Below are 13,198 nucleotides of genomic sequence, written 5' to 3'. Positions count from 1 at the left end.
TGAGCTTGTCGAAGCACATATCCCCGACGGCAACGAAACGATCTTACCCGCCCTTCGACAGGCTCAGGGCGAACGGAGTGTATGATGGCTGACTACGACTATGACGTCCTCGTGATCGGCGCCGGCCCCGGCGGCTATGTCGCCGCGATCCGCGCCGCACAGCTGGGCTTGCGCACCGCGTGCGCTGAATCGCGGGAGACGCTGGGCGGCACCTGTCTCAACGTCGGCTGCATCCCGTCGAAGGCGCTGCTTCACGCGTCGGAAATCTACGAGGAGGCGAGCGCCGGGCATCTCACCAAGTTCGGGGTCGAATTCTCCGGGGTGAAGCTCAACCTCGACCAGATGCACGCCGAAAAGGCGAAGGCGGTCAAGGAACTGACCGGCGGGGTCGAATTCCTGTTCAAGAAGAACAAGGTGACGTGGTTGAAGGGCCTCGCCGCGTTCAGGGACGCGCATTCGGTCGAGGTCGCGGGCGAGACCGTCACCGCGAAGAACATCGTGATCGCGACCGGTTCGTCGGTCACGCCGCTGCCGGGAGTCGAGGTCGACCAGACAATCGTCGTCGACAGCACCGGCGCGCTCGCGCTGCCCAAGGTCCCTGAGCATATGATCGTGATCGGCGGCGGCGTGATCGGGCTCGAGCTCGGCAGCGTCTGGCGGCGGCTCGGTGCGAAGGTTACCGTGGTCGAATATATGGACCAGATCCTGCCCGGCTTCGACGGCGAGGTCCGTAAGGAATCTGCCAAGCTGTTCAAGAAACAGGGCATGGACCTCAAGACCTCGATGAAGGTCACCGGCGTCACCGTCGATGGTGCGACCGCCACCGTCACGATCGAACCCGCGACGGGAGGAGAAGCGGAAACGCTGACCGCCGACGCGGTGCTCGTCAGCATCGGTCGCCGCGCCAATGTCGATGGGCTGAACCTTGCCGCGATCGGGCTTGAGCTCAACAGCCGCGGCCAGATCGAGACCGACCATAGCTTCAAGACCAAGGTCGACGGCGTCTGGGCGATCGGCGATTGCGTCCCCGGCCTGATGCTCGCGCACAAGGCGGAGGACGAAGGCGTCGCGGTCGCGGAAAACATCGCGGGCCACACCGGCATCGTCAACGAGGATGTGATCCCCAGCGTCGTCTACACGATGCCCGAGATCGCGGGCGTCGGCCTGACCGAAGAGGCCGCGCGCGAGAAAGCGACCGCGGCGGGCGGCGCGATCAAGGTCGGCAAATTCCCGATGATGGCCAACAGCCGCGCCAAAACCAACCGCGACACCGACGGCTTCGTCAAGGTCATCGCCGATGCGAAGAGCGACCGCGTGCTCGGCGTCTGGATCGTCGCCAGCCTGGCGGGCACGATGATCGCCGAGGCGGCGCTCGCGATGGAATTCGGCGCGACCAGCGAAGACATCGCCTACACCTGCCACGCGCACCCGACGCACATGGAGGCGCTCAAGGAAGCCGCGATGGCGGTCCAGGGCAAGCCAATCCATATGTGATCGGATTGGTGGCTAGCCATCGCGGCATGGGCTGGCGTTGCTTGGCGGAGCTGCGCTCTGGCATCGCGCCGCGTTGACAGTTACACCAGCGTCTTGTCGAACAGCGCCAGCATCCGGTTCCACGCCTTTTCCGCCTGCGCCATGTTGTAGACGCGGCTATCGGGCGGGCACCAGCCGTGCATCGTGCCGTCATACACCTCGATCTCGGCGGGCAGCTTGGCCTTGGCGAACGCGTCGCGCAGCACGGTCTTGTCGCCGGGGCTGCGCGCATCGTCGTTGGCGGCGATCGCGATCAAATATTGCGCCTTCATCTGCGGGATCAGCAGGTGCGGGCTGTCGGGTGTGTCGCTCACCAGTCCGCCGCCGTGGAAGGTCGCGCCCGCGCGGACCCGATCGGGCACTGCGGCGGCGGTGCGGAACACCATCGGCCCACCCATGCAATAGCCGGTGGTGGCGAGCCCCTTCTTGTGGTCGGTCTGCGGCTGCGCATCGATGAACGCGGTAAAGACCTTGGCGTCGCGGACGGTGCCGTCGGGGGAGAGCGCCTTCACCATCGGTGCGATCTTCTCGCGCACCGCGGGCTGGTCGTAGCTTTCGCCGGGCTGGAGGAACGGCGCCTTGGTCGAGCGGTAGAACTGGTTGACGCACAGCACCGCATAGCCCGATTGCGCCAGCCGGTCGGCCATCTGCATGAACGCGGGCCGCAGCCCCATGATGTCGGGCCAGATCAGTACGCCGGGGTAGCTGCCCGCGCCCTGCGGCGCGACCCAATAGGCGTCGGCGGTGCCATCGGGGGTCGTGATCGCCACGGTCTTGCCGTTCACCGCCTTGGCGTCCGCGGGCGTCGGCAGCATCGCGATCAGCCCCGCCGCGCCCGCCGCTTTCGCCGCCATCGTCCCGAACTGGCGGCGCGAGACCGCGGCCAGGAAGTTCGCGTTATCCTCGGCGGTATGCTCGTCGCACATGCGTCTCTCCTCGCGAATCGCCGCTCCCGCGTTCGCGGGGCGAGCCTACGTCAGCACGCGCGCCACCACCAGACGCCGTCGCGCTCCTCGCGGTGTGCGCGCCCCTCGACCTCGAGCCGCCGCAGGTGCGCGAGCGCCTCGCCGGTCGCCATGCCGAGCATGTCCTGCCCGATCGCGCGGCGAAACAGTCGGCCGAAGCAGTCGATTGCGCGGCGCGGTTCGGCGAGAAACACCGCGAGCTCGTCGAGCCGTTCGCGATGTTCGCGGTCCATCGCATCGAGCCGGGTGTGGAGCCCCCTGAAGGGATCACCATGACCGGGCAGAACGAGCAGATCGGCGGGAAGCTCCCGCAGCTTCGCGATCGACGCGAACCATTCCCCCAACGGGTCCGCGCCGGGCTCGGTCACTCCCAGCGAGACGTTGGGGCTGATCCGCGGCAACACCTGATCGCCCGCGACGAACACCCCGCCCGCCTCGTCGAGCAGGCACGCGTGTTCGGGGCTGTGGCCGGAGCCGGTGACCACCCGCCAGTCGGTCTTCCCGATCCGTAGCGTCTCGCCGTCGACGATCCGGGTATAGCTGAGCGGCACCGGGGTCACGATCCGGCGAAACCCCGCCCAGCCGCGCTCGCACGCCGCCGCGATCTGATCCTCGCTCCATCCCGCCGCGCGCCAGAAGACGATCATTTCCTCCGGCACCGCATCGCGCGCGTCGGCGACGAGCATCCGCATCGTCAGCCATTCGCCGCGCGTCATCAGCAGCGGCGCGTCATGGTGCGCGCACATCCAGCCCGCCAGCCCGATATGATCGGGGTGAAGGTGCGTCCCGATCAGCCGCGTGACGCGCACCCCCGCCATCGCGCCGCTCGCGAGCGTCTTCCACGCGGCGCGCGCGTCGTCGGTGTTCATGCCGGTATCGACCAGCGCGACGCCGTCGTGGTCATCCAGCAACCAGCAATTGACGTGCTTGAGCGGCCCCGGAATCCGCAGGCGGACCCAGTCGATACCGGGCGCGACGCGCATCGTGCCGCCCGCGTCGGGCTCCGCGCCGCCGAACGGATAGGTCAGCCCTTTATGGCTGGTCGCGGTAAAGCTGTCGTCGGGGGCGAATATGGCATCGGGCTGGGGCATCGGTTGCCGTTAGCAACGCAATCGCCGCGCGTCACGCAATCGGTCACCTACGGCCAGTGTTCCCCCGCGAAGGCGGGGGTCCAGCGCCCAGCAGCGTCACCGTCCGTCACTCTGGACCCCCGCCTCCGCGGGGGAACCGAAGATCAGCGCTTGAACGGATCGGTGAAGAACGAATCGGGCGCGGCGGGGACGATCCCTGCCTCGGCATCGCGCGCCGCCTGCTCGCGCTGGGCGCGCAGTTCGACCAGCAGCGCCTCGCGGTCGCCGTCGAGCCGGGTGTCGGTCGGCGCGGGTTCGATCCCCGCGGCCTTCGCGGCCTTTGCCACCGCGGCGTCGAGTTCGCGCTGCGTCGTCAGCCCCAGCGTCACCGGATCCTTGGGCGTGATATTCTGGATGTTCCAGTGGCTGCGGTCGCGAATCGCCGCGATCGTGGTGCGGGTGGTGCCGATCAGGTTGCTGATCGCGCCATCGCTGATTTCGGGATGGTTGCGGATGATCCAGGCGATGCCGTCGGGCTTGTCCTGGCGCTTGCTGACCGGCGTGTAGCGCGGCCCCTTGGTGCGGCGCACCTGGTCGGGGCCCTTGACCATCACCATGCGATAATCGGGATCGGCCTGCCCCTTGTCGATCTCGTCCTGCGTCACCTCGTGCGCACGGATCGGATCGCGGCCCGTCAGCTTGGTCGCGGCGGTATCGTCGGCGATCGCCTGGATTTCGAGGATGTGAAGCCCGCAGAACTCGGCGATCTGTTCGAAGCTGAGCGAGGTGTTGTCGACCAGCCAGGAGGCGGTCGCGTGAGGCATGAGCGGCTGGGCCACGGGAAAACTCCGTCGAAAATAGAAAGGGCCGCCCCTTATCGGAGCGGCCTCGGTGTGGGACGGATGTACTCCTCGTGTTGCTTAAGGGCAACCCATCACACTTTTTGCCGCGCCTGCGTTGACCAAAGTGTCACAAAACCCGACTATGGCGATGTCTCTATAGACGGAGTTTCCAATGACCTTTTCCCTGAAGCGGGTCGCCGCCGCATGTGTCGGCGCCTCGATGATCGTCATGCCTGTCGCGGCGTCGGCCGCAACCGCCAATCCTGCGGCATCGCTGTCGGTGACGCGCGCCTCGACCCCGACCGTGCACCAGAGCAAGCTCGGTGCCGACGTTCCCACCACGACGCTGATCAGCATCGGCGTGCTCGCTGCGCTGGTGGCGATCGTGCTGGTCGCGACCAACGGCAACAACAACAACGGCGGAACCCCCGCCAGCCGGTAACGGCCAGCGGATCAACCGATCGATAACGGGTGTGGATCACGCGATTCCGCGCCCGTTTTCGCGTGTCAGATCACCAGCGCAGCACGATCTTGCCGATATGGTCACCCGCCTCCATCCTGGCGTGGGCGGCCGGGGCATCGTCGAACGAGAAGACCCGGTCGATCATCGGTTTCAGCGTCCCCGCCTCGACATGCGGCCACACCGTGCGCGACAATTCGTCGGCGACCAGCGACTTGAACGCGGCATCGCGCGGCCGCAGCGTCGATCCGGTCAGCGTCAGGCGGCGCCGCATGATCTCGAACAACGGGATCGTCGCGGTCATGCCGCCCTGGACCGCGATCGACACGTGGCGTCCGTCGTCGGCGAGGCATTGGAGGTTGCGCGGCACGTAATCCCCGCCGACCATGTCGAGCACTGCGGCGACGCCCTTGCCATCGGTGATCGCCTTCACCCGCTCGACGAAATCCTCGGTCTTGTAATTGATCGCATGGGTCGCGCCGACCGCCCGCGCCGCCGCGCATTTTTCGTCGCTGCCGACCGTGACGATGATCGCGATCCCGAACGCGTTGCACAGCGCGATCGCCATCGTCCCGATCCCGCTGGTGCCGCCGTGGACCAATACCGTATCGCCCTCGGTCGCGAACGCGCGTTCGAACAGGTTGGTCCAGACGGTGAAGAGCGTTTCGGGCATCGCCGCCGCTTCGATCATCGTCAGCGCGGGCGGCACCGGCAGGCACTGGCCCGCAGGCGCGACCGCATATTCGGCATAGGCGCCGCCGTTGACGAGCGCGCAGACCTGCTGGCCCAGCATTTCCAGCTCGACGCCTTCGCCCGCCGCGACAACCTCGCCCGACAGTTCGAGGCCGAGGATCGACGACGCACTAGGCGGCGGCGGATACATGCCCTTGCGCTGCATCACGTCGGGCCGGTTGATCCCGGCCGCGGCGACCCGGATCAACACCTCGCCCGCCGCCGGCACCGGCACCGGCCGTTCGGCGAGCACCAGCACGTCGGGGCCGCCAGCGGCCTCCGGATCGATCGCGCGCATCGTCTCGGGAGTCATGGAATTCCTAATCAACGAAGGACCGGGGGCGTTATTGACATCGGGCTGCTGCGGGTCAACGTTGCAGTGCAATGGAAGTGGACGACGCCCCCTCGCGTCCCAACGACGCGCTGACCGAGTTGATCCGGCAGGACCTCGATCCCTTGTCGGTGGCCGAGCTCGAAGCCCGGATCACCGCGCTCGAGGGTGAGATCGCGCGATCCCGGCAAAAAATGGAACGCGCCGTTAACCATCGAGCAAGCGCCGATCAGCTATTCCGATCGTGAGCGTGGAGTTTATCCTGAGCGCCTGCCCTGGCGGGCAGCCGATGGGGCACCGGTTCGGGCGTATCGCCAGATCGACCGGTGCGGTGTCCCAGCGCTTGATGCGGGGCCTCACCCTTCCGACATAGTAGGAGAGGGCCATGTGTCTGCATCGGCCCGTCTGGAGTAGATTAGATGCCATCCTTCGCCCCCGCGCTCGAGACCACGCTCCACAAGGCGCTCGAAGCCGCTTCGTCGCGCCGCCACGAATATGCGACGCTCGAACATCTGCTCGTCGCGCTGCTCGACGACGAACATGCCTCCAAGGTCATGGAGGCATGTCATGTCGACATCGGCGAGCTCAAGACCACGGTCGCGCATTATCTCGATACCGAACTCGACGCACTAAAGGTCGAGGCGCAGACCGATCCTTCCCCCACCAGCGGGTTCCAGCGGGTCGTCCAGCGCGCGATCCTCCACGTCCAGTCGTCGGGCCGCGACGAGGTGACCGGGGCCAACGTGCTGGTCGCGTTGTTCAGCGAGCGCGAGAGCTATGCGGTCTATTTCCTGCAACAGCAGGACATGAGCCGCCTCGACGCGGTCAGCTTCATCAGCCACGGCGTCGGCAAGGGCGGTACCGCCGACGTGACGCCGCCCAAGGGCGCCGACGACGAAAAACCCGCGAAGGGACAGGAGAAGGGCAAGACGGAAAGCGCGCTCAAGCAGTTCACCGTCGATCTCAACGAAAAGGCGAAGGCGGGGAAGGTCGACCCGCTGATCGGGCGCGGGCCGGAGGTCGATCGCACGATCCAGATCCTGTGCCGCCGGTCGAAGAACAACCCGCTCTATGTCGGCGATCCTGGCGTCGGCAAGACCGCGATCGCGGAGGGCCTTGCGCGGAAAATCGTCGAGGGCGACGTGCCCGACGTGCTCAAGGACGCGGTGATCTATTCGCTCGACATGGGCGCGCTGCTCGCTGGGACCCGCTATCGCGGCGATTTCGAGGAACGCCTGAAGGCGGTCGTCAACGAGCTCGAAAAGCTGCCCGACGCGGTGTTGTTCATCGACGAGATTCATACCGTGATCGGTGCGGGTGCGACCAGCGGCGGCGCAATGGATGCGTCGAATTTGCTCAAGCCCGCGCTGTCGGGGGGCACGATCCGCTGCATCGGCTCGACCACCTATAAGGAATTCCGCAATCATTTCGAAAAGGATCGCGCGCTGCTGCGCCGGTTCCAGAAGATCGACGTCAACGAACCGACGATCGAGGACACGATCAAGATCCTCGCGGGGTTGCGCAGTGCGTTCGAGGATCACCATTCGGTGAAATACACCCCCGACGCGATCAAGTCGGCGGTGGAACTCAGCGCACGCTACATCAACGACCGCAAGCTGCCCGACAAGGCGATCGACGTGATCGACGAGGTCGGCGCGATGCAGATGCTGGTGCCGCCAAGCCGCCGCAAAAAGACGATCACCACCAAGGAGATCGAACAGGTCATTGCAACGATGGCGCGGATCCCGCCGAAATCGGTGTCGGCCGACGACAAGCAGGCGCTCTCGACGCTGGAAACCGACCTGAAGCGCGTCGTCTTCGGCCAGAACGCCGCGATCGAGAAGCTCAGCTCCGCGATCAAGCTGGCGCGCGCTGGCTTGCGCGAACCCGAAAAGCCGATCGGCAATTATCTGTTCACCGGCCCGACCGGCGTCGGCAAGACCGAGGTCGCGAAGCAGTTGGCGTCGATCCTGGGCATCCCGCTCCAGCGGTTCGACATGTCCGAATATATGGAGCGGCATTCGGTCAGCCGGCTGATCGGCGCGCCTCCGGGCTATGTCGGGTTCGACCAGGGCGGACTGCTCACCGACGCGGTCGATCAGCAGCCGCATTGCGTGCTGTTGCTCGACGAGATCGAGAAGGCGCATCCCGACCTGTTCAACATCCTGCTTCAGGTGATGGATAACGGGCGGCTGACCGACCAGCACGGCAAGTCGGTCGATTTCCGCAACGTCATCCTGATCATGACGACCAATGCGGGTGCGTCGGACATGGCGCGCGAAACGCTCGGCTTCGGCAACCTCAGCCGCGAGGGTGAGGACGAGCAGGCGGTGCAGAAGATGTTCACCCCGGAATTCCGCAATCGCCTCGATGCGATCGTGCCGTTCGGTTACCTCCCCCCAGAGGTCGTCGCGCGGGTGGTGGAGAAGTTCATCCTCCAGCTCGAACTCCAGCTCGCCGATCGCAATGTCCATATCAGCCTCGACGATGCCGCCAAGGCGTGGCTGACCGAAAAAGGCTATGACAAGCTGTACGGGGCGCGTCCGATGGGCCGTCTGATCCAGGAAAAGATCAAGCAGCCGCTCGCCGAGGAATTGCTGTTCGGCAAGCTGGTCCATGGCGGCGAGGTGACGGTGAAGATGAAGGAGGGCGAACTCAGCTTCGCGATCGAACCCGCCGCGCCCAAAAAGCCACGCAAGAAACCGCGCAAGACCGCGACCGTCGAGGCGAAGTAACCGGTTGCGTCCTTTTCGATCCGAAACGGAGGTAGATTGCGAATTTACCTCCGTTTTCGTGATATTGATCGGCCGTGAACGAGGATGAACCGTCCGACGACCTGTTCGATGACGCCGCGCTGATCGCGGCGATCGACCGTCGCGCGGCGGCGGACATCGCCGCGGGTCGGCTTCTCAGCCACGAGGCGGTACTTCACTGGCTGTCGAGTTGGGGGCATGATATCCCACCGGAAACAGGCACGTGACGTCGCCGAATTGGACCGAGGGCGCGATCGCAGATCTCGATCACATCCGCCGCTACGTGACCGCGTTCGATCCGCGCGCGGCGCGGCGCCTGGCCGACAGGATCGCCGCCACCGCAAGCGGGTTGGGGTCGGAGAAGGTGTGCGGAGGCGTTGCGGAGCGAAGCATCGTCTATCCCTACCTTCTCCGGTTCACCTGCGACGAAACGGGCACCATCGTCATCGCGGTTCGCCACGCCAGCCACGCGCGAATCGTCTGAAAGGATCGGGTCTAAGGGTACTGTTTTGAACAGGCACGCCGTGCGCGAGCCACGACATCCAACAGCTGCGCCATCAGTCATCGCGGCAAGATAACCCCCCATCCAAGCATCGGTTGCCGTCCTTTACGGTCTGTTTGCCATCTCGCCTTATGGGGGGTGGCGTGACCCGATCGTGTTCCCCGTCATCCATCGTAAGCACGGCGCTGGGCCCCTGGGTCCGGGCGCTTGCGATGGCGATGACGATAGCAATGTCGGTCGCGCTGACGATGTTCGGATTCGCCTTGCCCGCCGCCGCTCAGATCGGCGTGGTCGGCACGCGGATCGCCACCTGCATCGCACCGATGCGCCCAGAATTGTCCGCACGCGCGCTGATGACCGATCGCGATGGCTTCGATTGCGTCTCGCCGCAAAGCGCGCTGGGCAGCGGCGATTTCGACGTGATCGCGACGCATCTGCCGCCGGGCCTCGGAGCCAGCGGTCCGGTCGCGCTGCGGTTTGCCAGCGTCTGGCTGGACCGCGCGAGCCTCGACGTCCTCTACGCCGATGGCGGCATCGCGCGGGTCGCGATGGATCAACGCTCGATCACCGCGCACCTCCGGCTCGGCGCGATGATCGAATATAATTTGCCCGCCCGGACAGCGCCCATCACTGGGCTGCTGTGGCGCGTCCACGGCGCGGGGAACGTGCGCGGCATCGTCCTCGGCCCGAGTATCGCCACGCCGATCGAGAGCGCACGATCCGACCTGACGCTGGGTGCGTTGTATGCCGGGTTTGGGGGGCTGTGCCTTGCCCTCCTCATCTATAATCTCGCGCTGTGGCGCGCGCTGCGCCACCGGTTCCAGCTCGCCTATTGCGCGATGGTGACGGCGCTCGCGATCTACGCGGTTTCGTCATCGGGCGCGCTGGCCTGGGCGTTTCCATTCATCGCCAACAACGATCGAATTCGTATCAATTACCTGATGCTCGCGCTTGCGGTAGTGGCCGCGCTGTCGTTCGCGCGCAGCTATTTCGAAGAGCGGGTTTACGCTGGCTGGGTCGGGCGCGTCGACCGGGCCGTGTGCGCTACCATGTTGACCGCGACGTCTGTCTTCATCGCTTTCGCTCCCCTCGCGCCCGGACCGCTCGACCGGTTTTACAACGCTGCGTTCGCGCTGGTCCTGCTGGCGGTCGTGCCGGTGATGGTCAGGGCCTGGTGGCAGCGGAGCAACTATCTATGGCTCTTCGCGCTGGGGTGGGCCGCGCCAATCGCCTTCGCCGCAACGAGATTGGCGAACAATCTTCACCTCGTCGATTATGGCTTCTGGATCGACAATTCGACGCTCATCGCGATGACCGTGGAAGCACTGTTGTCGAGCCTCGCGGTCGCCTATCGCATCCATCTCGTAACGCTCGAACGCGACGAGGCGCGCGAGCAGGAAATCGCCGCGCGGCTGCTCGCCGCGACCGACCCGTTGACCGGGCTGTTCAATCGCCGGGCGTTCCTCGAACGGATCATGGGACGCCACGACGACCAGTTGCTGTTGCTGGCCGATATCGACCATTTCAAGCGCGTCAACGAAACGATCGGCCACGACGGCGGCGACGAGGTGCTGCGCGTGTTCGCGCGGGCGCTGCGATCGTCGGTGCCCGCCGATGCGCTGATCGCGCGATTGGGGGGCGAGGAATTCGCGATCCTGGCGCCCGCGACCTCGACGCTGTCGACGTCGAGCGTGCTCGACGCGCTGCGCGCTGAACGCATGCCGTTCGACCTGTCGGTCACCGCGAGCATCGGCGCGTGTACCGGGCCGCTCGCAAACGATATCGACTGGAAGCGCCTCTATCGCCGCGCCGATCTTGCGCTGTTCGAAGCCAAGGCAGCGGGCCGCGACCGCGCTCGCCACGCCACGGTGGCGACCGCCGCCTGATCGGGCTGGCGGGGCAGGCCCGATTCGGTTATTGGTCGGGCTCGGGAGGTACGATTCGATGCGCCATCGTCGCAACGCACTGGCTGTCGCAGGCATCGCGCTTGCCGTGGTCGCGGTCGGCCACCCCACTGCCGACTTCCGTCTCGTGACGCATGACGTGGGCGATCCGGCCCCGCATCGGATTCGCGCAGCGGTCGACCTGGGGCTGGTCGGGGTGTCGTTCCTGTACACCTGGAGCCAGCGCATCCGCTGATCGACTGATCGCGGCGCGGGGTCGGGTTGCTCGGCGCCACCGGCCTGCATACACTCGCGTCGATGAACGAGCATGACTGGCACCTCGGCTATCGGCATCCCACCCCCTGGGAAACCGATTATCCTCCGCAATCGCTGGTCGCACTGTTCGAGACCGCTGCCGACACCCATGCGGATCGCCCTCTGATCGATTTTCTCGGGCGGCGTTACAGCTATGCCGAAACCCGCGACGGCGCGAACCGGGTCGCCTGCGGGCTCGCCGCGCTGGGCTATGGCAAGGGCGACCGGATCGGATTGTTCCTGCCCAACGCGCCGCATTATCTGGCGGCCTATTACGGCATCCTGAAACTCGGCGCGACGGTCGTGAATTACTCGCCGCTCTACACGCCCGCGGAGCTTGCGCACCAGGTTGAGGATTCGGGTACGCGTGCGCTGTTCACGCTATCGGCGAAGGCACTGTTGCCGACCGCACTCGCGGTACTCGACACCAGCAGCCTCGAACGATTGATCGTCGGATCGGTCGCGGGGGCACTGCCACCGACCAAATCGCTGTTCTATCGGCTGTTTCGCGGGTCGGAGACGACGAAGCGCCCCGACGACCCACGCATCACCGCCTTTTCTGCGCTGATTGCGAACGACGGATCGGGCGCGCACTCCGCGATCGATCCCGTCACCGATGTCGCGCTGATCCAGTACACCGGCGGCACCACCGGCACCCCCAAGGGCGCGATGCTCACCCACGCCAATCTGACCGCGAACGCGCGCCAGGTCGTCGCAATCGATCCGCATCCCGACGAGCCCGACCGAATCGTCGGCGTGTTGCCGTTGTTCCATGTCTTCGCCAACACCTGCGTGCTCAATCGCACGGTGGCGATGGGGGGGATGATCGTGATGCTGCCCCGGTTCGACGCCGCGCAGACGCTGGCGGCGATCACCCGGACCAAGGCCACCTCGCTCCCCGGCGTCCCGACGATGTACCGCGCGTTGCTCGATCATCCCAAGACCGCGTCGACCGATTTCTCGTCGCTACGCGTCTGCATTTCGGGCGGCGCGCCGCTGCCCGCCGAGATCAAGGCCGCGTTTGAGGCGACGACCGGCGCCACGCTGGTCGAGGGATATGGCCTGTCCGAAAGTTCGGGCGTGGTCTCCGCCAACCCGTACGAAGGGAACAGCGTCGCGGGCAGCATCGGCCAGCCGATCCCCGGCACGCACGTGCGATTGGTCGACAAGGAAAACCCGCTGGTCGATCCGCCCGCAGGGGAGCCGGGCGAGATCGTGGTGGCGGGGCCACAGATCATGAAAGGCTATTGGAACCGGCCAGACGCCGATGCCGGGGTCTTCATTGACGATGCGCAAGGCACCCGCTGGCTGCGGACCGGCGATGTCGGGCGGATCGGCGCGGATGGCTTCGTCACGATCGTCGATCGGCTGAAGGACATGATCGCGGTCAGTGGGTTCAAGGTCTTCCCGAGCCAGATCGAGACCGTGCTGTATCGCCATCCGGCGGTGCGCGAGGCGCTCGTAATCGGGGTACCCGACCCCTATCGCGGCGAACAGCCCCGCGCCTATGTGACGCTGACCGACGTCGCCGCGATCGACGGCGCGGGGTTACGCGACTGGCTCAACCCGCAATTCGGGCGGCACGAACGCGTCGATCAGGTCATCATTCGCGATGCGCTGCCCAAGACGATGATCGGCAAGCTCAGCCGCAAGGAATTGGTCGCGGAAGTCGCAGCGAGCGAGAGTGCGCTTTTTTAAAGGGCGCTGACTCTACCTCTGCCCGTTCGTGCTGAGCTTGTAGAAGCGGGGTGAGACTCACCGCCCTTCGACAAGCTCAGGACGAACGGTTCGGGGTCCGATCGATCTGAATTC

Annotated in this window: 13 protein-coding genes; 9 read left to right on the top strand and 4 right to left on the bottom strand. The window is 65.9% G+C overall.

Annotated elements, in window-relative coordinates; translation table 11 throughout:
* Positions 1–84: 84 nt before the first annotated feature.
* A complete protein-coding gene (gene lpdA / locus EAH84_RS00440) occupies positions 85–1,494 on the top strand; it encodes a dihydrolipoyl dehydrogenase (RefSeq protein WP_140866073.1) in 1,410 nt (469 codons plus the stop codon).
* Positions 1,495–1,574: 80 nt separating this feature from the next.
* On the opposite strand, the gene EAH84_RS00435 is transcribed toward lpdA, so the two are convergent.
* The 3 genes from EAH84_RS00435 to EAH84_RS00425 all read right to left on the bottom strand — a co-directional run bounded on the left by EAH84_RS00435 (position 1,575) and on the right by EAH84_RS00425 (position 4,407).
* Complete coding sequence (locus EAH84_RS00435; protein WP_140866070.1) at positions 1,575–2,459, bottom strand: dienelactone hydrolase family protein; 885 nt, start codon at positions 2,457–2,459, stop codon at positions 1,575–1,577.
* Between the two features lie 50 nt (positions 2,460–2,509).
* Positions 2,510–3,589 (bottom strand): MBL fold metallo-hydrolase, encoded by a 1,080-nt coding sequence (locus tag EAH84_RS00430; RefSeq protein WP_140866068.1) that lies wholly within the window; start codon positions 3,587–3,589, stop codon positions 2,510–2,512.
* A gap of 143 nt (positions 3,590–3,732) precedes the next feature.
* Complete coding sequence (locus EAH84_RS00425; protein ID WP_140866066.1) at positions 3,733–4,407, bottom strand: DUF1013 domain-containing protein; 675 nt, start codon at positions 4,405–4,407, stop codon at positions 3,733–3,735.
* Positions 4,408–4,582: 175 nt separating this feature from the next.
* Here EAH84_RS00425 and EAH84_RS00420 point away from each other — a divergent pair, with 175 nt between their 5' ends.
* Positions 4,583–4,852, top strand: coding sequence for a hypothetical protein (locus EAH84_RS00420; RefSeq protein WP_140866064.1), 270 nt, complete (start codon positions 4,583–4,585; stop codon positions 4,850–4,852).
* A gap of 70 nt (positions 4,853–4,922) precedes the next feature.
* Here the strand turns inward: EAH84_RS00420 and EAH84_RS00415 are convergent, their stop codons facing one another.
* Positions 4,923–5,915, bottom strand: coding sequence for an NAD(P)H-quinone oxidoreductase (locus EAH84_RS00415; RefSeq protein ID WP_241656387.1), 993 nt, complete (start codon positions 5,913–5,915; stop codon positions 4,923–4,925).
* A 71-nt stretch (positions 5,916–5,986) separates the two neighbouring features.
* Between EAH84_RS00415 and EAH84_RS00410 the strand changes: the two genes are divergently transcribed.
* The 7 genes from EAH84_RS00410 (at position 5,987) to EAH84_RS00380 (ending at position 13,084) form a co-directional block, all read left to right on the top strand.
* Positions 5,987–6,181 (top strand): DUF1192 domain-containing protein, encoded by a 195-nt coding sequence (locus tag EAH84_RS00410; protein ID WP_140866062.1) that lies wholly within the window; start codon positions 5,987–5,989, stop codon positions 6,179–6,181.
* A gap of 171 nt (positions 6,182–6,352) precedes the next feature.
* Positions 6,353–8,668, top strand: a complete 2,316-nt coding sequence (gene clpA / locus EAH84_RS00405) for an ATP-dependent Clp protease ATP-binding subunit ClpA (protein WP_140866060.1) — start codon at positions 6,353–6,355, stop codon at positions 8,666–8,668.
* Between the two features lie 74 nt (positions 8,669–8,742).
* Entirely contained in the window at positions 8,743–8,913 is a 171-nt protein-coding gene (locus EAH84_RS00400) for a CopG family transcriptional regulator (RefSeq protein ID WP_206663927.1), read from the top strand.
* Entirely contained in the window at positions 8,910–9,170 is a 261-nt protein-coding gene (locus tag EAH84_RS00395) for a type II toxin-antitoxin system RelE/ParE family toxin (protein ID WP_140866058.1), read from the top strand. The genes EAH84_RS00400 and EAH84_RS00395 overlap by 4 nt, the downstream gene beginning before the upstream one ends.
* Before the next feature lie 230 nt (positions 9,171–9,400).
* Positions 9,401–11,074, top strand: coding sequence for a GGDEF domain-containing protein (locus EAH84_RS00390; protein WP_241656386.1), 1,674 nt, complete (start codon positions 9,401–9,403; stop codon positions 11,072–11,074).
* A gap of 58 nt (positions 11,075–11,132) precedes the next feature.
* A complete protein-coding gene (locus tag EAH84_RS00385; RefSeq protein ID WP_140866056.1) occupies positions 11,133–11,327 on the top strand; it encodes a hypothetical protein in 195 nt (64 codons plus the stop codon).
* A 62-nt stretch (positions 11,328–11,389) separates the two neighbouring features.
* Entirely contained in the window at positions 11,390–13,084 is a 1,695-nt protein-coding gene (locus EAH84_RS00380) for a long-chain-fatty-acid--CoA ligase (RefSeq protein ID WP_140866053.1), read from the top strand.
* Positions 13,085–13,198: the final 114 nt, after the last annotated feature.

It is taken from the genome of Sphingomonas oligophenolica, assembly GCF_006438955.1.
GTDB lineage: Bacteria > Pseudomonadota > Alphaproteobacteria > Sphingomonadales > Sphingomonadaceae > Sphingomonas > Sphingomonas oligophenolica_A.
Note: the sequence above shows the minus strand (reverse complement) of the source record. Positions and strands in the feature narration are given on the sequence as shown.